Raw genomic sequence first — 21655 nt, 5'->3', positions numbered from 1 at the left:
ATGCGGACGCTGCGCGCGCCCGAGAGACCAAGAGCGCAGGAGCCCCGCAGGCTCAGGACGTCTTCAATGCCGCCGAAGCCGCCTCGGAAAGCTCGTCGGCGAGAAACGGTTTCCTGAGAATCGGCTGTGCCGGCGCCACGCCATAGCGGCGCGCCAGAAGGTCCGACGGCAGGCCGGACATCAGGAGCCCCCGAAGCGCCGGGCGCAGGCGCTGGGCAATGCGCATCAGCCTCAGGCCGTCGTCGTCGGTGCCGAGGCCTACATCCGACAGCAGCAGATCGAAGATGCCGTTCTTCAGCGCCCGCAACGCCGCCACGCTGGAGCCGGCCGAGACCACTTGCGCACCCTGCTGTTCGAGCAGTTCCTGCGTCGACTCCCGCACGTCGACGTCGTCCTCGACGAGCAGCACCCTCAGCCCGTGCAGCGGGCGCGGCGGCATCAGCGAGGGCGGGCTTTCCGGTCCCGGCGTCAAGGCATCGATCACCGGCAGCGTGATGACGAACGACGTGCCACGGTTCACGATGCTGCTGGCCCGGATGTCCCCGCCCGATTGCTTGACGAAGCCATACACGATGCTCAGGCCCAGTCCGCTGCCGTCGCTCTTCCGGGTCGAGAAGAAGGGCTCGAAGATGCGCTCGAGCACATGCCTGGGCATGCCGTGGCCCGTGTCCGAGACGGTGAGCTCGACGAACTCGCGCTGCGGCGAAAGCCGGGTCTGGATCCTCAGCAGCCCGCCCTTGGGCATGGCCGCGGACGCATTCAGGGTCAGGTTGAGCACGGCGTTCTCCAGTTGCCCGCCGTCGATGAACACGTGCAGTCCGCCGGCCTGCAGCGCCATCTCGATGTGGATGCCCGGACCCAACGAGTACCCGATGAGGTCCTCCATGCCCGAGAGCAACCGGTCGATCTCGACGCGCTCGTAGCGCAGCGGCTGCCTCCGCGCAAAGGCCAGCAGACGGGTGGTGAGCACTCCGCCCCGCTCCGACGCCTTCAGCGCGCGCTGGGCGATTCGCTTCGTGTTGTCGGAAATGTCCGGCAGCGACAGCAGCAACTGCAGGTTGCTGACGACGGCCGCCAGCAGGTTGTTGAAGTCATGGGCCACGCCGCCGGTGAGCTGGCCCAGCACGTCCATCTTCTGGGTCTGGCGCACCTGCAGCTCGAGCGCGCGGCGTTCGCTCAGGTCGTTGTAGAGGGTCACGAAGCCGCCCTGGGGCATCGGCCGGCTGCGAACGGAAAGCACGCGCCCGTCCAGCAGCGGCACGTCGACGCTCAGAGGCTGGCGCTGCCGGGACGTGTTCATCTCCTTGGAAAGACCAGCCTCGGCCGCGGCCTCCTCCAGCGCCGGTATTCCGCGCTGAAGGTCGCCGATCATCAGGCCGACGTACAGCGCACCGGGCGGCTGCGCCATCAGCTCGGCAAAGCGCGGATTCCAGGCGACGAGCTTGCCCTCGGCATCGAAGACGGAGAGCCCGTCGTCGATGTTGTCGAAGACGGTCTGCAGCAGCGTCTGCTTCTCGACGATGTCCTGGGCCATCGCGCGCATCGCGAGCGTGTTCTCGCGGAAGACCTCGAAGGCGTCGGCCAGCGTATCAATCTCCGCGTTGCGCCCCCGGCGCACCGGCTTGAAGTCGCTCCCGCCCTCGGCCAGCGAAGTCATGGCCGAGGTCACCTTCGCCAACCCCTTCAGCGCCTCGCGCAGCGTCCAGAAGCCGACCAGCAGCGCCAGCCCCGCGACCAGGAACGCGACCGCCACGGCCGTGAGGCCCGAGCCCACCGCGACGGTGACCTGGTTCCTGCGCGACGACACATCGGCGCTCACCGCCGCCACATGCCGGTTCACCGCGTTGGTGAGTTCGTCCGAGAGAAGGCGCGTCGAGGCCAGCAGGTAGGCCTTGCGCTCGTCGCTCTTGAGCTGTTTCTGGCGCAGCTGGAAGATGCCCTGCGAGAGTTCGGGCAGGGTGTCCAGCGCCGAGGCGCCCCCGGCATCCTCGGCGTGCCCGACCTGTGCGAATTCGTGGTAGCGCCGTGCGTAGTCGCCCCGGACCTCCTCCAGCTCTTCGGCGGAAGACGCCGAGAGCGCCACCTGCAGGGTCAGCACCAGCAGGTCCAGGTCGCGCCGCAGCGCGGCCGCGCGGCGATCGTCCGTGGTGGGAATGCCGCGCTGGAGCTGCCCCAGCGCAAAGAGCTTCGCACGCGTGTCTTCGCGAAGAAAAAGACTCTGCCGCTTGTCTTCGATCAGTTCGCCCAGCGTCGCATGCAGCGAGGTCAGGAGCCGGGGCAGCCCCGAGGCCGATTGCTGCGCCAGCGGGAGTTCTTTCGCCAGGCGCTCGACCTCCTGCTGCCGCAGCTGCAACTCCGCGCTCTCCTGCGTCAGCTTGGAAATGATGGCCACCTCCGCGATGTGGGGCGCCACCGCCGCCACGTGCGCAACCCGCTCCGCCAAGGCCAGCGAGTTGGCCACGCTGGGCAGGATTTCCTCGTCGAACCCCTGCACCGCCGAGCGCGTATTGACCAGCGCCAGCATCCCGACCGCGGCCAGCACGCAGGTGGTGACGGCCAGCACCGCGAAGGTGAGCATCCACCGCGCGCGGATGCTGGCTGGCCAGAACATGCCGCGCTTCACGCTTGACCTAGCAACGCACCACTTCGGCGGCCAGACGGTAGCCGGAGCCGCGCTCCGTGCGGATGATCTCCGGCTTGGTGGGGTTCACCTCGATCTTTCGGCGCAGCCTGAGGATCAGCACATCGATCGTGCGGTCGATCGAATCCGCCTCGCTGCGGCGGGTCTTGGACATCAGCTGCTCGCGCGAGAAGACCCGGTTCGGCGACGACAGCAGCACTTCGAGCAGCGCGAACTCCCCATAGGTCAGCTCGCACTCGGTGCCGTCGACGTGGGTGAGCTTGCGGGCGGTGAGGTTGCAGATCCAGTTGGCGAACCGGTAGCGCTCGTGGCTCACCGGGTCCATTCGCAGCGAGCGCGCGTTGCCGGTCTCGGAACTGCGGCGCAGCAAGGCCCGGATGCGGGCGACCAGCTCGCGGTTGTCGAAGGGCTTCATCACGAAGTCGTCGACCGCCGTCTCCAGGCCCAGCACGCGGTCGGTGTCGTTGCCCTTGCCGGTCAGCATGATGATGGGAATGCGCGAGCGCTGGCGCAGCGCGCGCGCCAGTTCCATGCCGTCTTCCTGCCGCAGGCGCAGGTCGATCAGCACGAGCGAGTACGCGCCATGTGCCAGCGCGGACAGCATGCCCCGCCCGTCGGGAACGGCACGCGCGGCGAACCCCGCCACCTCCAGGACTTCGACCAGCACCTCGCACAGCGCCTCGTCGTCGTCGACGACGAGGATTTCATGCCTGGCGACGGCACCCAGTGCAAGTGCCTCCTGGCGGTGTTGTTCTCGGTCCAAGGTCTCCTACCTCCTGTTTTCTTGAGTACAGCAACCCGGCGTGAATGCGCGATGAACGCACAAGGCGCCCTGTTAACAATTGAAATTATGCGACCGGAGCCTCTCCCGCGTTTCATTTGTTGCAGCGGCGGCAAAACCAGTTAATCGGTGTGCAACCCGGTGCCACCAGCATCCTCCTTCGCTTTTTCCGAAAGCGAAACCCCAAAGAAAAAACCGAAGGAGACAAGCTGCATGAAGAAGATCGTCATGGCCATTGCCACCGCCGCCGCGCTCTGCTGCGGCATGGCGAGCGCTCAATCTGCAACGACCACCCGCTACGTGCTGTCGAGCGTCGCAGAAAACAGGAACCTGCCCGCATGGTCGCTCGACAGCCGCAAGCTGCACGACCCAGCCGACTGGTCGATCCGCAAGTACGCGCTGCACGGCGGCAAGCAGGAAGGCGTCGACGTCGTCGAGCTGCGCAGCGGCGCGCTGAAGATCGTGGTCGTGCCCACGCGCGGCATGAGCGTGCGCAGTGTCGAGCGCGGCGACGTGAAGCTCGGCTGGCAATCGCCCGTGCAGGAAACGGTGAACCCGGCCTACATGAACCTCGAGAGCCGCGGCGGCCTCGGATGGCTCGACGGCTTCAACGAATGGATGGTGCGCGCCGGCATCGAATGGGCCGGGCACCCGGGCATGGACAACGGCCGCATGCTCACCCTGCACGGCCGCATCGGCAACATCCCGGCCTCCGAGGTGGAAGTGATCGTCGAACGCGGTGCACAGACCACCCTGCGCATCCGCGGCCAGGTCGACGAGAAATCCATGTTCGGCGCCGCACTGGAACTGTGGACCGAGGTCTCGACCGTGGTGGGCACGAACCGCTTCACCATCACCGACGAGATCCGCAATGCCGGCGCCCTGCCCCAGGAGTTCCAGATCATCTACCACGGCAACTACGGCGCGCCGTTGCTCGAAGAGGGCGCGCGCTTCGTCGCACCCGTGAAGGAACTGCGCCCCATCGACGGAGAGGCCGCCAAGGCGATGGACGAATACGCCACCTACCGCGCGCCGGCCCCCGGCTTCAAGGAGCAGGTGTACGGCGTGCAGATGTGGAGCGACGAACGCCACCGCACGCTGGTGATGCTGCGCAACCGGGCGGGCGACAAGGCCATGACCATGGGCTATTCGGTGGACGAGCTGCCCTACCTCAACCTCTGGAAGAACACCGGCGCCGCCGAAGATGCCTACGTGACCGGCCTGGAGCCCGCGACCGGGTACGCGGCCAACCGCAGCCTGGAGCGGGCCGGCGGCCGCGTGCCCACGCTGGCGCCCGGCGAAACGCGCCGCATCAGCCTGGACTTCTCGCTGCTGGACAACACCGCCGACGTGGCACGGGCGGGCACCGCCATCGAAGCCATCCGCTCCGGGCGCGGCACGACGATGAATCCGGAAACGATCAAGCCGGCCTCCTGAGTCACTTGAGATATGACCACCTTGCGCGGCCCCTCCCCCCGACTGCCCGACCCCGTGCCGGCGGGCACCCAACGGCTCCCGATGTTGTTGCAGACCTTCGACCCGCTGGCGGGGCCGGAGACGGCGCCGCCGCTCGGCTTCATCGACCTGGACGCCTCGGTGAGCAGCCTCGCCCACGGCGTGGCGTGGCAGGCCGGGCGCTGCCACTACCACCACGGCTACGAACTGCATCTGCTCGCCGCGCCGCATCGCTGCGCCTACGTGGGCGGAGAAATCCACCGGCTCGCGGCCGGCAGCCTCGTGCTCATCGGCCCTCGCCTGCCGCACAACCTGGCCTACGTGGGCCTGCCGGGCGACGACGACAACGGCGGCAACAAGGCCCGCAGCTTCACGCTGCGCTTTGCCGACGAGCCCTTTCGCAAAGGCATGGCGCTGTTTCCGGAACTGCGCGAGGCCGAGGCGATGCTCGACCGGGCGCACCAGGGCATCGAGTTCTTCGGCCTCGACGAGGCCGTGGTCGAACGCTTTCACCGCGTGCGGAACCTGCGGGGACTCCAGCGCTTCGCCGAGTTCGCGGCGCTGCTGCATGAGCTCTCCCGCTGGCAGGCTTGCCGCAGGCTCACCACGCAGCACCGCAGGCACGCCGATTCCGCGTCGTTGAACGAGCGCACGCAGCAGATCTATCGCGTGCTCGACTTCATCAACGCGAACTACATGCAGGAGCTCTCGCTGTCGCGCGTGAGCGAGGTGGCCGGCATACCGACCATCAGCGCCTTCTCGCGCTACTTTCGCCAGGTCACCGGCAGCACCTTCACCGAGTGCGTGATTTCGCTGCGCGTGGCCAAGGCCTGCCAACTGCTGCTGAATACGCGCAAGCACGTCGGCAGCATCTGCTATGAGGTGGGGTTCAACAACATCTCGAACTTCAACCGGCACTTTCGCGCGATCCGGGGGATGCCGCCGGGGGAATACAGGGCCAGCGGTGGCGCGGGCGCGGCAGCGAGCAATGGCCTGCACCGTTCGCAACGAGAGCCGCAATGAGATTCCCTCCTGCGCTTGCCCCGCGCATCCGGCACCGGACGGCGCTGCCGGCGCTTTGCCTCTGCTTCTGCTTCTTCTTCGGAGCAGCCGCGCATGCCGGCGGGCTTCGCGCGATCGAGGTCGTCGTCACCGACAAGGACAACCCGTTCTTCGCAAAGATCGGTCGCAGCGCCAACGAGTACGCCGGGCTTGTGACCAACCAGCAAGCCAAGGTCAACCTCGCCTTCAGCGGCTTCGACGCCCAGCGCCAGGCCACGCAGATCGCCGAGGCCGCGGCGCGCAAGCCCGACGTCATTCTTCTCACCCCCATGGCATCGCCGCTGGTGGTTGCGGCGGTGAAGTCCGCCAAGCGCGGCGGCGGCGTGCGCCTGATCGCGATGGATGCGCCCGTCGACGGCGCCGATCTCACCATCGCGACCGACAACGTGGAGGCCGGGAGACAGGTCTGCCAGTTCCTCGCCGAGCGGATCGGCGGCAAGGGCACCGTCGCGATCATCGATGGCCCGCAGGTCTCGGCCATCTCCGACCGCGTGCAGGGCTGCAAGGCCGCGCTCTCGCGCTTTCCGATGGTGCTGCTGGTGCCGGACATGCCGGACGGCAAGGCCAGCAAGGAAGGCGGGGCCGAGCGCATGACGGAGCTGCTGCTGAAGTACCCGAAGCTGGATGCGTTGTTTGCCATCAACGACCCGACCGCCATCGGCGCCGAGCAATCCATCCGCCAGGCCAGGCGCCCCGGCATCGTCATCGGATCGGTGGACGGCGCGCCGGCCATCGAGGAGCGGCTGCGCGATCCGGCATCGTTGATCGAGGCGTCCGCGGCGCAGTTTCCGGACCGCATGGCGGGGCAGGCCGTGGTGGAGGCTGTGTCCCTTCAGGCGGGCAAGGTGCCGGCTTCGCCGCGGCTGCTGATTGCGCCAAAGCTGATCACGAAATCGAACATCGGCACTTATCACGGGTGGCGGGACTGAAGAGGAACGGCCGCCGGCGCACCGAGCCCTGAAACGGCGAGGCGTCGGGGCGGCCGACAACGCAGCGAAACTACGCGCGCCTGAAACTCAGAGTCCCCCGTCCGATGGGATTTCCCGGTACCAACGGATTCGGCATCCAGGCCGTGCTGACTTCGAGCGTGTTTCCGTCGAGCTTGAAGAATCGTTCCTGCTCGGTGCCGTTCCAGGCTTCATTCCAGGATGAGTCGATCGTTGCAATGAACCTGCTCCCATCGATCCGATACCGTCCCGTATAGGCCATCATCGTGCGGAAAAGTGCCACCTGTTGCGCATCGGTATTGCCTGGTTCCCGCGCCTTTGCGGTGACCAAGACCATCATTCGCCCGTCGGCGTCGAAGATGAGGTGCCCGGTGGGGTCGGCGCCCCACGGTTGGGTGCGCTCCTTCGAATCCTGAAGCTCGGTATGGAAAGAAACCAGCCGCCAGCAACCGTGGAGCCTGGTATCGCGCTCAGACATTCATTGCTCTCACCGCCCGCTCCAGGCTCGCCCGCACGATCACGCGATGAAACGGTGCAATCGTCGCAAGATAGATGCGCCCCAGTCGGTTGTGGCAATGCACCACCGTCCCCGCGACCAGCTCTCGTCCATTTGCCGCGTCGGCGCGAAATTGGAAGGTGACGCGGAAGTCGAGATGCCGGTCGTCCTCGCCCACGACCAACTCCGTCGCGCTCTTTGACAGCACCGGGAAGAAGCCGATCACCGGCCCACGCGCCGCGGCGGCAAGACCGACGGCGCGCGACGACTTGACGCCGACGGTCGCCATCACCACATCGCGGACCCGCGTGAGCGCACGAATCCACCACGCCTGCCGCTCCAACGCGGCGCGTGCCAGCACCTCCAGGTCATCGCTGGCGTGCGCCGGCAATCGAATTGCAAAGGCGTCCAGGAGGTCCGCGCCCGCGTAAAGCGGCGCAAGCGCGCTGTTGCTGGGCATGGGCACGGCCTGCGCTTTGGTCACGGTCGCCTTCCGGGGTGGGTTCATGGTGTCCCGCAATCTAACCGATGGCGTGAAACGAACAGGCCGACTTGGACGGTCAGGTTGTTCGCATGCCTTGGCCATCGCCTTTTTGCGCCTCACATTCGCATCGATCGCACGAGGCCATCGATACCCGCCGCGATGCAAGCGACAAACGCGGCGGCGCTACGCGTCGATCGCCGACGGCATCCCGTCGCGCAGCACCTTGATAACCCCAATCACATCCTCATCCCCCTGCCCGCGCCGCATCGCTTCGCCGAACACGGTGCGATTGGTGCGCGCAGCCGGCAGCCAGAGGCCACGCGCCTCGGCCTCGTCGCACACAAAGCCGATGTCCTTGAACGCTTGGCTGATCGCGGCCTGGCGCTCGAAGTCGTCGGCCAGCAGCTTGGGTGCCTTCATGCGCAGCACGTCGTTGGCGAGCGGGCCGGCCTGGGCCATCTCCAGGAACTGCTGAACGTCGAGCCCGACCGAGCCCGCGAAGTGCACCGCCTCGGTGATGGCCTCGAAGCTCGCGATGAGCAGCAGGTTGTTCGCGAGCTTCATGCGCATCGCGCCGGGCACGGCACCGCAGCGCACGGTGCGCTTGCCGATGGCGTCGAAGGCGGGTTGCAGCGCGTCGAGCTGCGCAGGGTCGGCGGCGGCGGCCAGCACGACGAGCTGGCCGGTCTGCGCGGGCGTCTTGGAGCCCGAGACGGGCGACTCCACATAGCGCCCGCCCGCAGCGAGCACGGCGCGCTCGAGCGCGAGCGAGTACGCGGGCGCGACGGTGGCCATGAGCACGAGGGTCTTGCCTTCGACGGGCACGCCGATGCGGCCATCGGCCGCGCGCTGAAGCACCGCATCGATCTCCTTGTGGCCCGGGAGCATGAGGATGGTGGCGTCGCTGGCCGCGATGACATCGGCCACGCCCTGCCCCACGGCAATGCCGGCCTCGCGCAGCGGTGCGCAGCTTTCGGGGCGGCGGCTGTAGACCGTGACGTCGAAGCCCGCCTTCTTGAGATTGCGCGCAATGGGGTCGCCCATCACGCCGATTCCGATCACGCCCAGTTTCATCATCAACAGCTTTCTTTCAGGAAAGATCGAATCTAGGCGGATAGACCGTTCTCATAAAATGAATTATTCCGAACGAATCATTCGGTTATATCGATTTAGGTGATTTGAAAAAATGGAACTCTCCGATCTCCAGATTTTCCGTACGGTGGTGCAAACGGGCGGCATCCTTCGCGCGGCCGAGTCGCTGCACCGGGCGCAGTCGAGCGTCACGGCGCGCATCCAGGCGCTGGAAGAAAAGCTCGCGGCGCCACTCTTCATCCGCGAGGGCCGGCGGCTGCAGCTGGCACCGGCCGGTCGCGTGCTGCTGCAGTACGCCGACCGGCTGCTCGACCTGGCCAAGGAAGCGGGCGAAGCCGTCAAGCTCGACCAGCCCTCGGGCACGCTGCGCCTCGGCGCGATGGAGAGCACGGCGGCCGTGCGGCTGCCGCAGCCGCTGGGCAGGTTCCACGACGCGCATCCCGATGTGGCGCTGGAGCTCTACATCGGCGACCCGACGGAGCACACGCGGCAGGTGCTCGGCGGCGAACTGGACGCGGCGCTCGTGGCCATTGCGGTGTCGGACAAGCGGCTCGCATCGGTCGCTGTGTATGAAGAAGAGATGGTGCTGATCTCAGAGGCGAAGCACGCGCCGATCGCATCGCCGAAGGACGTGCACGATGCGAAGTCGCTGCTGGTGTTTCACCCGGGATGCCCTCACCGCAAGCGTTTCGAAGACTGGTTTGCGCGCGCGCATGTGTCGCCGCAGCAGCGCATGGTGGAGGTGGGGTCGTACCACGCGATCCTCGGGTGCGTGGCCATCGGCATGGGCGTGGCGCTGGTGCCTGCGAGCGTGCTCGATACGTACTCGGAGCGCGCGAGGCTTGCAGTGCATCGGTTGAGCCCGAAGTTCCGGTACGCGCACACGCGGCTGATCTGGCGGAAGGACGCGCCGCAGGCCAAGATCGCCGCGCTGTGCAAGGTGCTGGCGCCGCAGAAGCCCGCAGCGAAACGCTGAACAACGACAACAAGAAAAAGGGGAGGCAGGCACAAAGCCCGCCTCCCCTTTTCACTTTCGTTCAAGCGGTCTTCAGGACTGGCCCTTGAAGTCCAGCGCGCCGGTCAGGTCGCCCATCGGACGGAAGCCGTTCTTCACGAGCGCGGCATCGCGTTCGTTCAAGCCCTGCAGCGGCGTCAGCGACCAGCGGTGCGTGATGAAGCGCAGCGTCGAGCCGGTGTCGTAGGGGGTCTTGTCGACGAAGCCCTTCTTCGCGAACGGCGAGACGATGAGCGCGGGAATGCGCGTGCCCGGGCCCCAGCGGTCGGCCCTGGGCACGGTGGCGTGGTCGTAGAAGCCGCCGTTTTCGTCGTAGGTGACGACCACGAGCATGTGCTTCCACTGCGGGCTCTTCTGCAGCTTGGCGAGCAGGTCGGCAATGTGCGCGTCGCCGTCGCTCACGCTGGCATAGCCGGCGTGCTGGTTCAGGTTGCCCTGCGGCTTGTAGAAGCTCACCGCGGGCAGGGTGCCGGCGGCCATGTCCTTGAGGAAATCGGCGTCGAAGTCCTTCAGGTGGGCGGCGCGCGCGTCGGGGTGGGCCGCGGGGTCGAATGCGGCGTAGTAGTTGAAGGGCTGGTGGTGGAACTGGAAGTTCGGCGCCTGCGCGGCCGGGGGCACGGCTGCCGGGAACTTGCGGTCGCCCGTGGCGGTGGCCGTGGTGTCTTTCCATGCGCCGCCGTACCAGGCCCAGCTCAGGCCCTTGGCGGTGAGCAGGTCGCCTATGGTGGTCTGGGTCTGCGGCGGCAGGGTGGTGGCCTTGGTGGGGTCGGCGAAGAGCTTGCTGCCATCGCTCGCGGCCGGTGCGTTGTTGCTGGGCTGGTACGCCGGCTGCATGGTGTTGACCGCGTAGAAGTTGCCAGCAGCGTCCTTCGGCGTGAGGGTGTTGTCGTTCAGGTAGACCGGCGCGCCGTTGAGCACCGAAGTGGGCGAGGTGCTCGCGGGCGTGAGGCGCAGGAAGTTGCCGTTGGCATCGACGTCGATGGCGGAGATCGACCCCTTGGCGGGCGAGGTGACCGCATCGGCATTCGGGTAGAGCGGCGCGCACGCGCACACCAGGTACTGGTGGTTCAGGAACGAGCCGCCGAATGCGCCCATGAAGAAGTTGTCGGCCAGGGTGTACGCCTTGGCCACTTGCCACAGCGCCATCTTCTGGCCGTCGTAGTAACCCATGCTGAGGGCGCCGGCATCCGAGTAGGCGGCGAACTTGTCGTTCCTGCCGCCGTTGATCTGCATCTGGTTGTTGTAGAAGCGATGCACGAGGTCGCGCGTGATGACCGTTTGCGGAACCTGCACGCCGCCGGTGCCGGGGAAGCCCGCGCGGTCGTCGATGCGAAACATCCTGTTGGGCAGGCCCACGGTCTGCGCCTGCGTGACGACGCCATCGGTCTGGCCGCCCGCGGCGACACCGCCCCAGACCGGCGGCAGCACCGGCAGCGTGGCGCCGTCGAAGTCCTTCTGCGGCTCCGCGGTGCTCGCCGCGGGGTTCACGCCCGGAATGCCATTGGCACCGGGGAACAGACCGTACAGATTGTCGAAGCCGCGGTTTTCGGCGTAGATCACGACCACGGTGGTGATCTGGTCGAGCGCGAAGCGGTTACGCAGCGCGGCGACCACATCGCCGCCGGTGCCGGCCTCGGCCACGGCTTCGGCAATGCGCGCGAGCGACTGGTCGATCTCGGTCTGCAGCGCGGTCCGGGCCTTGGCGTCGCCGATCTTGTTGTGGTCGGCCAGCACCTGGCTTTCGCTCACGCCCAGGCGGGCGGCGAGCGCGCTGCGTGCCTGGGCGAAGTTGCCGCCGTTGGCATCCATCAACGCCACCAGCTCGGTGCTGACGGCGCTGACCACGCCGTTGGCTGCCGCAGGCGCACGGAAAACGAGCGGCTGGACGACGGCGACTTCGGTGTTGGTTGCGGGGTCGAAGCGCCTGCTCGAGGGGCCGATCTCGGCCACCACCGCGCCCTGGCCACCGAGCCTGAAGGCGCCGTTGGCGTCGGTGGTGGCGCTGGCCTCGCCGCTGTCGCAGCGGCCGTTGTCGTTGGCGTCGATGCAGACCTTGGCATTGCGGTAGCCGCCAGTGACGACGCCGGAGGTCGATGCCGCCCCGCTGTTGTCGGAAACCGGCGCGGGGCCCACGCAGGCAACCGCCATTGCCGCCGCGGCGATGGCAACAGGCCAGGGGGAGAAGCGCCGGACCAGGAGAAGTCCGCGCGCGGTCGCGCTGCTGCGTGTGGTGGAGGGCATCATGTGTGGAGTTATAAGGTGTGAATGAGCCGGGCCGAGACAATCGTAATCGGCCGCTGGATGCTCGAAGACCTCCATGACAGGCGCATTTCAGTGCAAGCTTTTGCATTCGGAAGCAGGAGATTTCGGGGCTCCGCGTCACGCCGCTGACATGCGCCCGACCTACTGTGCTGTCCCTCCACCCGTTCCACGTGTTGCCGACGATTCGCCCCCTCAGCCGCCTGGCCCTGCTGGCCGCGGCATCCGCGTTCTGCGGCTTGCCCGCCGCGCGTGACCATCAGGCGTCGGCCGCAACGCCCGCACAACCCGCCTACGTCGGCGCCACCTACGCGCCCGTGCCGGGCCGGCCGATGCCGGGCGCGGCCGAGCTCACCGCGCTGGGGCGCCGCATCTTCTTCGACAGCAGCCTGTCGGCCTCGGGCAAGGCCTCGTGCGCGAGTTGCCACGATCCGCAGCACGCGTGGGGGCCGCCCAATGCGCTGTCGGTGCAGCTCGGCGGGGCCGATGGCCGGCAGCAAGGGCCGCGCGCCGTGCCATCGCTGCGCTACCTGCAGACGCTGGCAGCGTTCAGCGAACACCACCACGACACCGACGGCGACGACAGCATCGACGCCGGCCCCACCGGCGGCCACATGTGGGACGGTCGCGCCGGCTCGGCCCACGAACAGGCGGGTCTGCCGCTGCTCTCGCCCGCGGAGATGGGCAATGCCTCGGTGCAGGAGGTGGCCGGAAAGCTGGAGCGCGCCGTTTATGCCGGCGCATTGCGCAAGGCTTTCGGCGACGAGGTCTTCCGCGATCCGAACGCGGCGTTCAAGGCGGCCGGGCTGGCGCTGGAGGTGTTCCAGCAATCGCCGAAGGACTTCTATCCCTTCACCAGCAAGTACGACGCGGTGCTGCGCGGCCAGGCGAAGCTCGGCGCGGCCGAGGCGCGCGGCCTCAGGCTCTTCAACGACGAGGGCAAGGGCAACTGCGCCTCGTGCCACATCAGCGAACGCACGCCGGACGGGGCCTTTCCGCTCTTCACCGACTTCGGAATGATCGCGCTGGCCGTGCCGCGCAACCGGCAGCTGAAGGCGAACGCAGACCCGGCGTATTTCGACCTCGGGCTGTGCGGCCCGATCCGCACCGACCTGAAGGACCGGCCCGAGTACTGCGGCCTCTTTCGCACGCCCACGCTGCGCAACGTGGCGGTGCGGCAGAGCCTCTTTCACAACGGCGCGTTCCACACGTTGGAGGAAGCGATCCGTTTCTATGCGCAGCGCGACACGGCCCCGCAGCGCTGGTACGGCCGCGCGGCCAATGGCATCGTGCAGAAATACGACGACCTGCCCGCGCCGTACCACGCGAACATCAACACGGACGCGCCGTTCGGGCAGAAGCGCGGCGGCAGGCCGGCGCTGACCGAGGCCGAGATCCGCGACGTGGCGGCGTTCCTCCGCACGCTGACGGACGCGGATCAGCGCAACAGGTAGCGGTGTTTTCGTCCGGGCAGCGCTTCAGCCGCCGCCCATGCGCTCCACGTTCGCGTTGATGCGCTGAAGCAGTTCCAGCAGTTGGTCGACCTCCGCCTCGGAGAAACCGGCGAGCGCCTGCTGCGTGTGCGCCTCCATCAGCGCCCTCGCCTTCGGCAGGCGTCGCGCGGCCAGCGGCGTGAGCGAGATGAGGCGGCTGCGCTTGTCGGCGGGGTCGTCCACGCGTTCGACCAGGCCGTCGCGCTCCATGCGGGTGAGCAGCTGCGCCATGCTGGGCTGCTCGACCTGCGCGATGCGCGCGAGCTCGGCCTGCGAGAGCGCCTTGCTTTTCTTGAGCGACACGAGCACCGGCAGTTGGCCCGCGGCGAGGCCGGCCTCGCGCAGGTCGATGTCCGCGATGCGGGTGAATCCACGGGCGATGCGGCCCAGGAGCTTGAGGGGGTTGCGGTCGGGGACTTCGGTCATGGGGCCTATTCTATACATAGGCTCCTATGCTAATATAAATAGGAACCTATCCTTTTATCGAAGTTACTCCCATGCATTCCTCCTCTTCCCCTTCTTCTCCCCGCATCGCCATCGTCGGCGGCGGTCCTGGCGGCCTCACGTTGGCGCGCCTGCTTCACCTTTCCGGCCTTGAGGCCACCGTGTTCGAGCGCGAAGAAAGCCCGCTCGTGCGTTCGCAGGGCGGCACGCTCGACCTGCATGAAGACTCGGGCCTCATGGCCGTGCGGCGCGCCGGTCTCGAAGCTGAGTTCCTCAGCATCGCGCGCTACGACGACCAGGGCTCGCGGCTGCTCGACAAGTCGGGGCGCGTTCTTTTCGAAGATGCGGACGCATCCGCAGGCAACCGGCCCGAGGTCGATCGCACCGCGCTGCGCGACATGCTGCTCGCGTCGCTGCCGGGCGAATGCGTGCAGTGGAGCCGTGCGTTGCGCGACGTGCTGCCGCAGGACGACGGGCGCTGGAAACTGGTCTTCGCGGATGGCGAGGCCGGGCCCTTCGATCTCGTGATCGGCGCGGACGGCGCATGGTCGCGCGTGCGTCCGCTGCTGTCGCCCTACAAGCCGCAATACAGCGGGCTGACCTTCATCGAGTTCGGCATCGACGACGTGGACCTCAGCCACCCGGCCGTCGCGCAGCTGGTCGGGCGGGGCAAGCTCGATGTGCAGGGCGATGGCAAGTTGCTCATTGCGCAGCGCAACGGCAACGCGCACATCCGGGGCTACGCGATCTTCCGCGTGCCGGCGGACTGGGCCGCAAAGCGCTTCGACTTCGCGTCGCCCGCCGCGGTGCGCAGCACGCTGCTCGCGGAGTTCGCGGGGTTCGACGACGCGATCACCGATCTCTTTCGCGCGAGCAACGACAACTTCGCGACGCGGCTCATCCATGCGCTGCCGGTCGGGCACTGCTGGGCCCACCGGCGCGGGCTCACGCTGCTGGGCGATGCGGCGCATGTGATGTCGCCCTTCGGCGGCGAAGGCGTGAATGCCGCGCTGCGCGACGCGGCCGAACTGGCGGCTCACCTGACCGGGGAACAAGACTGGGGCAAGGCCGTGGCGGCCTACGAAACGCAGATGTTCGAGCGCGTGGCCGAGATTGCGGGCGACTCGGCCGAGGCGGCGGCCACCCAGCTGTCGCATATTGGCGAGGCGCTGATGCTGGAGCAGTTTCAGCAGCACCGGGAGGAGCGGGAGCAGGTGGCGACGGCCGCGTAGCGCCCCTTCCGGGTGGCCGGATGCATGTCCGTTTGACTTTTATATAGATATATCTAAAATGATTTCGATACCAGTCAAGAAGGACATCGACATGAGACACCCCCACTTCGGCCATCACCGCCACAACCACCACTGCCACGCCCCCCGTGGCGAACACGAAGACGGCTTCTCGGGCGGCCGTGGCCGCCACGGCGCCCCCGGCGACGAGCGCATGCACGGAGGCCGCGGTGGACGCGGCGGCGGGCGCGTGTTCGGCCACGGCGGCCTGCGCTTCGTGCTGCTGCAGCTGATCGCCGACAAGCCCTCGCACGGCTACGAGCTCATCAAGGCCATCGAAGACCGCCTGGGCGGCAGCTACGCGCCGAGCCCCGGCGTGGTCTACCCCACCCTCACGCTGCTCGAGGAAATGGGCTACCTGAGCGTGGAAACGGCCGACACCGGCGGCCGCAAGCGCTACAGCATCACCCCGGGCGGCCAGGAGTTCCTGGCCGCCAACCGCGAGATGGCCGACGCCATGATGGCCCGCATGACGGGCGGCGTGGACGGCGCGGGTCCGCGCGGCGGACGCCCGCCGCAGGTCATGCGGGCCATCGAGAACCTGAAGCTCGCCATGCGCATGCGCCTGTCGGGCACACCCCTCACCGAACAACAAGCCCACGATTTCGCCGCGGTGCTCGACAGCGCCGCTCAACAGCTAGAGCGCATCTGAACTTCTTCTTTTGAAATGACCGACTTCACAACCACCACCCCTTCTTCCACTTCTTCTTCCAACACGCCCGACCGCACGCCGCGCCGCGTGCGCCACGACCTTCGCTTTCGCCAGCTCACGGTGAAGACGGTGCAGCGCGTGACGCCGCACCTGATCCGCATCGTGCTGACCGGCGACGACCTCGCGGGCTTCACGAGCCTCGGGTTCGACGACCACGCGAAGATCTTTTTCCCCGACGCGACCACGGGCAAGCTCACGCTGCCGACGGCCGGGCCTGACGGTCCGATCTGGCCCGCGAGCGGCCGCCCGACGATGCGCGACTACACGCCACGCCGCCACGACGCAAAGGCCAACACGCTGGAAATCGACTTCGCGCTGCACGACGCCGGCCCCGCCACGCAATGGGCCGAAAACGCCAAGCCCGGCGACACGCTGGGCGTGGGCGGGCCGCGCGGCTCGTTCATCGTGCCGACCGAATTCGACTGGCACCTGCTCATCGGCGACGACACCGCCTTGCCCGCCATCTCGCGGCGCCTGGTCGAGCTGCCGGCCGGTGCGCGGGTGGTGGTGCTGGCGGAAGTCGACAGCGAAGCCGACGAGATTCCGTTCGAGACCGAGGCCGAGCTCACGCTGCAGTGGGTGCATCGGCGTGGCGCCGAGGCGGGCGTGAGCACGGTGCTGGTCGATGCGCTCAAGGCGGCGAAGCTGCCGGCCGGCGACTTCCACGCGTGGGTCGGGTGCGAGTCGGGCATTGCGAAGGCGCTGCGCGCGCACCTCGTGAGCGAGCGCGGCGCGAACCCGAAGTGGACCCGGGCCTCGGGCTACTGGCGGCGCGGCGCCGCGGCCACGCACGATTCGCACGACGAGTAAACGCTCGTCGTCAGTGCGGCACTTCGGCAGGACCTGAAGCCGCCGCACTGCGCCGTGGGCTGCGAATCAACAGCAGCAGCGGAATCGCCAGCAGCGTAATCACCATCATGATCGCGAAGTCGTCGAGATAGCCGATGAGCGCGCCCTGCCGCGTGACCTCGGCATTGAGCATCGCGAGCCCGGTCATCGTGTCGGGCGACATCATCGGCGGCAGGTTGAGCAGCCCCGGGTTGCCCGGCGCCACGGTCGCCGCGATCTCCGCATGCGCCTTGCTCGAGCCTTCGGTCAGCAGCGCCTGCACGATCGAGATGCCCACGCTGCTGCCGATGTTGCGCAGCAGGCTGAAGATGGGCGTGCCCTGGTTGCGAAGGCGCGGCGCGAGCGTCGCGAAGGTCGCAGTCGACAGCGGCACGAAGGTGAAGCCGATGCCCAGCCCTTGAATGAAGCCCGAGAGAATGATCAGGCTGCTGTCCATCTGCAGCGTGAGCCGCGTCATCTGGTAGAGCGAGAAGGCCGTGAGGCCGAAGCCCACGGCCATGATCGCGCGCACGTCGATGCGCTGCACGAGACGCCCAACGATGATCATCGCGATCATGGTGCCCACGCCGCGCGGCGCGGTCACCTCGCCGGTGTAGACCACCGGATAACCCATGAGCCCCTGCAGGAAATTGGGCAACAGCGCCATCGTCGCGAACAGGATCATGCCGACGATGAAGGCGAACAAAAGGCCGGTGACGAAGTTGCGGTCTTTCAGCAAGTCGCGGTCGAAGAACGACACGCCCTGCACCGTCCACGTATGAACCACGAAGAAGCCGAAGGCCACGAGCGCGGCGGCTGCTTCGAGCTTGATCTCCCACGAGTCGAACCAGTCGAGCTGCTCGCCGCGGTCCAGAAAAAGCTGCAGCATGCCGATGGCCAGGCTCAGCGTGACGAAGCCGAAGATGTCGAGCTTCTCGCCCTGCGGCCGGCTCTCGGGCAGGTAGCGCGCAATGCCCCAGAACGCGAAGATGCCCACCGGCAGGTTGATGAAGAACACCCAGCGCCAGTCGAAGTTCTCGGTGAGCCAGCCGCCCAGCAACGGCCCGAGGATCGGCCCGACCATGATGCCCGCGCCCCAGATGGCCATGGCCTGGCCGACCTTCTCGCGCGGGTTGATGTCCAGCAGCACCGCCTGCGACAGCGGCACCAGCGCAGCGCCGAACACGCCCTGCAACAGCCGCGCGGCCACGATGCCGACGAGCGACGTCGCCACGCCGCACAGCGCCGAAGCGACCGTGAAGCCGATCACCGAGATGATGAACACGCGCCGCCGGCCCCAGTGACCGCACAGCCACCCGGTAAGCGGCAGCGCGATGGCCGAGGCCACGATGTAGGAGGTGAGCACCCAGGTGATCTGGTCCTGCGAGGCCTGCAGGCTGCCCTGCATGTGGGGCAAGGCGACGTTGGCGATGGTGGTGTCCAGCGCCTGCATGATGGTCGCCAGCATGATCGAGATGGTGATCATGCCGCGGTGCGGCACGGTGGTTCCGGGGGCGACGCTCATGGCTTTTTTCCGTCGCCCGAAGTGATGTCCACGAGGCTGTCGCGCACTTTGCCGAGCAGGCTCAGAAGCTGTGCGCGCTCGGGTTGGGAGAGCACCGACATCACGCGGGCGTTGAGCCCGTCGCTGATGCTGAGGGCGGCGTCGAGCGCTTTTTCGGCGCTGGGCTCCAGGTGGATCCTGTTGACGCGCCGGTCGGTGGCGCTGGGCTCGCGGCGGATCCAGCCGGCGGCCGCCATGCGGTCGCACAGGCCCGCCACGGCCATGGGGGTGAGATCGAGGCGCTGCGCGAGTTCGGCTTGCGAGAGCGGTTCGTCTTCGCCGTGCATGGCGAGGGCGCCGAGCAGCCGGCATTGCGCGCTGGTGAGGCCGATGCGTTCGCGCGCGAGGCGGTCGAACTCATCGCTGTAGAGCTTGCCGACGTTCTTGACGAGAAAGCCGAAGCGCTGGGTGAAGTCCCTTTTCATAAGGGACTCGATTATCTACATGCTTATTAGTTGGGAATTAGCAAGACGGCCTTCAGAGCCAGCCCGCGCGCCTGAACCGGTAGTAGAGATAGCCGCAGGTGCTGACGATGAGGCCGAGCGCCACCGCATAGCCGTACTTGAATTTCAGCTCGGGCATGTTCTCGAAGTTCATGCCCCAGATGCCGGCGAACGCGGTGCACACCGCGAAGATGCTGGCCCAGGCGGCCAGGCGCTTGGTGACTTCGCTCTCCTCGATGGTGACCATCGAGAGGTTCACCGAAATGGCCGTGCCGACGGTGTCGCGCATCGCGTCGATGGAGCCGTTGATGCGGCCCAGGTGGTCGCCGACATCGCGAAAGTATTCCTGCGAGCCCATGCAGATCTGCGGCACGCGCCCGCCGTGCAGCTTGCCCGCGGCCTCGACCAGCGGCGCCACCGCGCGCTTGAGGATCATGCTGCGACGCTTCAGGTCATAGAGCTGCTTGATCTTGTCGCGCGCCGCGCCGCCCTGCGTGAATATCTGCTGCTCGATGGATTCGAGCTCTACCTCGAGCGCATCGATGACGGGAAAGTAACGGTCGACCACTGCGTCCATCAGCGCATAGAGCACGAAGCCCGCGCCGTTGCGCAGCAGCTCGGGCTCGCGCTCGCAGCGCTCGCGCACGCCGAGGAACCCCTGCTGGCTGCGGTTACGCACCGAGAGCACGTAGTTGCTGCCGACGAACACGTCGACCTCGCCCACGTTCACGCAGTGCTCGCCTTCGGCCGAGGGCTCCACGAGGTGCATGACGACGAAGAGCGAATCGCCGTACTCCTCGACCTTGGGGCGCTGGTGGCCGTGGTGGGCGTCTTCGACGGCGAGCGGATGCAGGTTGAACTCTTTCTGCATCTCGGCCAGCTCTTCGGGCGTAGCGTCGCTCAGTGCCACCCAGACGAAGCAGCCGGGTCGGGTGATGTAGTCGCTGATGTCCTCGACAGGAATGTCGGCGAGCTTGGCGCCGTTTTCGTAGGCCACGCAGTTGATCAGCATCGGTGCTCGTCCAGGTTCAGTCTTGAGGCGCGACCGTCAAGCCGCCGCGTCGGGATTCGAAGCCGCGGCCAGGTCGCGGGTGGCGGCCAGCGATGCCTCGATGGCTTGTGTCTCCGCCCTGAGCAAGGCGAGGCCCTTTTCGGCGAACGCGGCGTGGCTTGCAATGTCGGCCCAGAGGCTTGCCGCGGCCTCGGCGCAGGTGAGCGAGGTGAAGCGGATGCGGCCCTTCGCCAGCTCGATGAAGCGCTTTTCGCGCAGCGGGTCCGCGCGGTCCCAGGCACCACCGATAAGCACGCGCTTGCCGCGCTTGATGCGGGGTTCGCGCTCGGCGAAGAAAGGCAGCTTGGCGGACACCCAGCCGAGCATGCCGCTGTTCAACGCGGTGTCGAAGTCGGATGGGCCGGCGTGCGCCTTCGCATATTCGCGCAGGGTGCCCAGCTGGTAGAGCACCGGATCCTTGGGCCCGGCCGGGCCACCTTCAACGGGCCTGATGGTCGACGGGCTATTGCTCGCGCTCTTCTCAGGCCGTTTCGATTTGCGCAGATCCGCAAGCTGGGCCGGCGACATGCAGAGATACAACGCCGCGAGGTCGGCGGGCAAGGTGGCGGTGTCGGGGAGCGCGTCCGCTTCAGGGCCTTTGAATTCTTCCGGGGGGGCCATGGGCGCCTTGTTCTTCACGCGGGGTTTGCGCGGGGGGATTTTAGGGCGGGGGATGGGGGTCGATCGATCGGGACGTCGGTGAGCTTGGTGTCGTTTCGTGGGGTCACGTAGTTGATGCTCATCGGTATCCCGCAAAGTTCACGGTAATCAGGATCGAGGTGACGCCACGCGAGGCGAAAGCATCCGCCTCGTATCGACAATGCGCCATCAGGGAGGAAAGCCATCGCGCACGGGTCGCACTTGGCTTTCGCGTATAAAATCTTATACAGACAGGCGCATCGATGGATGAGAAGGAAATCCGGTGGGTTGGCTCTTCCTATGTGGATCTGCTGACCTTTCCCGTGGAGCCGCGCCGAGCAGCAGGTTTCGAATTGGGCAAGGTCCAGGCCGGACTGGACCCGACGGACTGGAAGCCATTCAACGACATCGGTGCCGGCACGCGGGAGATCCGGCTCAGGGATTCAAGCGGTATCTATCGCGTGATGTACGTAGCCAAGTTTGAAGAGGCGATCTATGTTCTGCATTGCTTCCAGAAGAAGACACAAGCAACCAGCCAGCAGGACAAGGCCATCGCCGAAGCGCGCTACCGCGCGGTGATCGAAACAAGGAAGCATCGACCATGAAGACCGACACCGCCATCCAGCACGTCACCAAACCCGGCGCCAATATCTTTCTCGAGCTGGGCTTTCCGGCCGCAGAGGCCAAGCGCCTGAAGGCCGCATCGCAGAAGCAGATCAACGACACACGGCTGTTGAAACAGCAACTCATGGAAGAGCTGTCGAGCTGGATCGAAGCGCATCACCTGAAGCAGGCTGAAGCGGCCGAAATCCTGATGGTCTCCCGCCCTCGGGTTTCCGACGTGGTCAACAGGAAGACGGCCAAATTCACCATCGACACGCTGGTCGAAATGCTCAGCCGCATCGGCAAGCCGGTGAAGCTGATCGTCGGCTGAACATCGTCCTCCCGTCCCCGATAATC

21 protein-coding genes are annotated in these 21655 nt (G+C 67.0%); 10 read left to right on the top strand and 11 right to left on the bottom strand.

Features of this window, described 5'->3' with window-relative positions; genetic code table 11:
* Window positions 1-52 precede the first annotated feature (52 nt).
* Complete coding sequence (locus NU688_RS12235) at window positions 53-2611, bottom strand: PAS-domain containing protein (RefSeq protein WP_257860879.1); 2559 nt, start codon at window positions 2609-2611, stop codon at window positions 53-55.
* A 19-nt stretch (window positions 2612-2630) separates the two neighbouring features.
* Window positions 2631-3404, bottom strand: coding sequence for a response regulator (locus NU688_RS12230; RefSeq protein ID WP_257860878.1), 774 nt, complete (start codon window positions 3402-3404; stop codon window positions 2631-2633).
* A gap of 231 nt (window positions 3405-3635) precedes the next feature.
* Between NU688_RS12230 and NU688_RS12225 the strand changes: the two genes are divergently transcribed.
* From NU688_RS12225 to NU688_RS12215, 3 genes are read left to right on the top strand one after another with little or no spacing between them, the layout of a single operon-like run.
* Window positions 3636-4859, top strand: a complete 1224-nt coding sequence (locus NU688_RS12225) for an aldose 1-epimerase family protein (RefSeq protein WP_257860877.1) — start codon at window positions 3636-3638, stop codon at window positions 4857-4859.
* 12 nt (window positions 4860-4871) lie between these two features.
* Window positions 4872-5900: an AraC family transcriptional regulator gene (locus tag NU688_RS12220; protein WP_257860876.1), complete on the top strand. Its 1029-nt coding sequence runs from the start codon at window positions 4872-4874 to the stop codon at window positions 5898-5900.
* On the top strand, window positions 5897-6868 hold the full coding sequence (locus NU688_RS12215; RefSeq protein WP_257860875.1) for a substrate-binding domain-containing protein: 972 nt from the start codon (window positions 5897-5899) through the stop codon (window positions 6866-6868). The genes NU688_RS12220 and NU688_RS12215 overlap by 4 nt, the downstream gene beginning before the upstream one ends.
* A 70-nt stretch (window positions 6869-6938) precedes the next feature.
* Here the strand turns inward: NU688_RS12215 and NU688_RS12210 are convergent, their stop codons facing one another.
* The 3 genes from NU688_RS12210 to NU688_RS12200 form a co-directional block, all read right to left on the bottom strand.
* Complete coding sequence (locus NU688_RS12210; RefSeq protein ID WP_257860874.1) at window positions 6939-7364, bottom strand: lipocalin-like domain-containing protein; 426 nt, start codon at window positions 7362-7364, stop codon at window positions 6939-6941.
* Entirely contained in the window at window positions 7357-7866 is a 510-nt protein-coding gene (locus tag NU688_RS12205; RefSeq protein WP_257860873.1) for a DUF2867 domain-containing protein, read from the bottom strand. The genes NU688_RS12210 and NU688_RS12205 overlap by 8 nt, the downstream gene beginning before the upstream one ends.
* 183 nt (window positions 7867-8049) lie before the next feature.
* Window positions 8050-8946, bottom strand: coding sequence for an NAD(P)-dependent oxidoreductase (locus NU688_RS12200; RefSeq protein WP_308340303.1), 897 nt, complete (start codon window positions 8944-8946; stop codon window positions 8050-8052).
* 106 nt (window positions 8947-9052) lie between these two features.
* Here NU688_RS12200 and NU688_RS12195 point away from each other — a divergent pair, with 106 nt between their 5' ends.
* Window positions 9053-9934: a LysR family transcriptional regulator gene (locus NU688_RS12195; RefSeq protein WP_257860871.1), complete on the top strand. Its 882-nt coding sequence runs from the start codon at window positions 9053-9055 to the stop codon at window positions 9932-9934.
* 72 nt (window positions 9935-10006) lie between these two features.
* Here NU688_RS12195 and acpA read toward each other — a convergent pair whose 3' ends face one another.
* Window positions 10007-12121, bottom strand: coding sequence for an acid phosphatase (gene acpA / locus NU688_RS12190; RefSeq protein ID WP_257861200.1), 2115 nt, complete (start codon window positions 12119-12121; stop codon window positions 10007-10009).
* Window positions 12122-12405: 284 nt separating this feature from the next.
* Between acpA and NU688_RS12185 the strand changes: the two genes are divergently transcribed.
* Window positions 12406-13686 (top strand): cytochrome-c peroxidase, encoded by a 1281-nt coding sequence (locus NU688_RS12185; protein ID WP_374684642.1) that lies wholly within the window; start codon window positions 12406-12408, stop codon window positions 13684-13686.
* Between the two features lie 24 nt (window positions 13687-13710).
* On the opposite strand, the gene NU688_RS12180 is transcribed toward NU688_RS12185, so the two are convergent.
* Window positions 13711-14151: a MarR family winged helix-turn-helix transcriptional regulator gene (locus NU688_RS12180; protein ID WP_257860870.1), complete on the bottom strand. Its 441-nt coding sequence runs from the start codon at window positions 14149-14151 to the stop codon at window positions 13711-13713.
* A gap of 71 nt (window positions 14152-14222) precedes the next feature.
* On the opposite strand from NU688_RS12180, the gene NU688_RS12175 reads away from it, so the two are divergent.
* The 3 genes from NU688_RS12175 to NU688_RS12165 all read left to right on the top strand — a co-directional run bounded on the left by NU688_RS12175 (window position 14223) and on the right by NU688_RS12165 (window position 16980).
* Window positions 14223-15401: an NAD(P)/FAD-dependent oxidoreductase gene (locus NU688_RS12175; protein WP_257860869.1), complete on the top strand. Its 1179-nt coding sequence runs from the start codon at window positions 14223-14225 to the stop codon at window positions 15399-15401.
* A 91-nt stretch (window positions 15402-15492) separates the two neighbouring features.
* Window positions 15493-16110 (top strand): PadR family transcriptional regulator, encoded by a 618-nt coding sequence (locus tag NU688_RS12170; protein ID WP_257860868.1) that lies wholly within the window; start codon window positions 15493-15495, stop codon window positions 16108-16110.
* A 15-nt stretch (window positions 16111-16125) separates the two neighbouring features.
* Window positions 16126-16980: a siderophore-interacting protein gene (locus NU688_RS12165; protein WP_257860867.1), complete on the top strand. Its 855-nt coding sequence runs from the start codon at window positions 16126-16128 to the stop codon at window positions 16978-16980.
* Window positions 16981-16990: 10 nt separating this feature from the next.
* Here NU688_RS12165 and NU688_RS12160 read toward each other — a convergent pair whose 3' ends face one another.
* Genes NU688_RS12160 through NU688_RS12145 form a run of 4 tightly spaced genes read right to left on the bottom strand, consistent with a single transcriptional unit; the run spans window position 16991 to window position 20695 of the window.
* Window positions 16991-18523 carry a DHA2 family efflux MFS transporter permease subunit gene (locus NU688_RS12160; protein WP_257860866.1) on the bottom strand — a complete coding sequence of 511 codons (1533 nt, stop codon included), beginning with the start codon at window positions 18521-18523 and terminating at the stop codon, window positions 16991-16993.
* Entirely contained in the window at window positions 18520-18987 is a 468-nt protein-coding gene (locus NU688_RS12155) for a MarR family winged helix-turn-helix transcriptional regulator (RefSeq protein ID WP_257860865.1), read from the bottom strand. The genes NU688_RS12160 and NU688_RS12155 overlap by 4 nt, the downstream gene beginning before the upstream one ends.
* A 52-nt stretch (window positions 18988-19039) precedes the next feature.
* Entirely contained in the window at window positions 19040-20017 is a 978-nt protein-coding gene (locus NU688_RS12150) for a magnesium and cobalt transport protein CorA (RefSeq protein ID WP_257860864.1), read from the bottom strand.
* Window positions 20018-20053: 36 nt separating this feature from the next.
* Window positions 20054-20695 carry a hypothetical protein gene (locus NU688_RS12145; protein ID WP_257860863.1) on the bottom strand — a complete coding sequence of 214 codons (642 nt, stop codon included), beginning with the start codon at window positions 20693-20695 and terminating at the stop codon, window positions 20054-20056.
* A 263-nt stretch (window positions 20696-20958) separates the two neighbouring features.
* Between NU688_RS12145 and NU688_RS12140 the strand changes: the two genes are divergently transcribed.
* Window positions 20959-21300 carry a type II toxin-antitoxin system RelE/ParE family toxin gene (locus tag NU688_RS12140; protein ID WP_257860862.1) on the top strand — a complete coding sequence of 114 codons (342 nt, stop codon included), beginning with the start codon at window positions 20959-20961 and terminating at the stop codon, window positions 21298-21300.
* On the top strand, window positions 21297-21629 hold the full coding sequence (locus NU688_RS12135; RefSeq protein WP_257860861.1) for a helix-turn-helix domain-containing protein: 333 nt from the start codon (window positions 21297-21299) through the stop codon (window positions 21627-21629). The genes NU688_RS12140 and NU688_RS12135 overlap by 4 nt, the downstream gene beginning before the upstream one ends.
* Window positions 21630-21655 lie beyond the last annotated feature (26 nt).

It is taken from the genome of Variovorax sp. ZS18.2.2, assembly GCF_024701975.1.
In the GTDB taxonomy this organism is placed as follows: domain Bacteria; phylum Pseudomonadota; class Gammaproteobacteria; order Burkholderiales; family Burkholderiaceae_C; genus Variovorax.
Note: the sequence above shows the minus strand (reverse complement) of the source record. Positions and strands in the feature narration are given on the sequence as shown.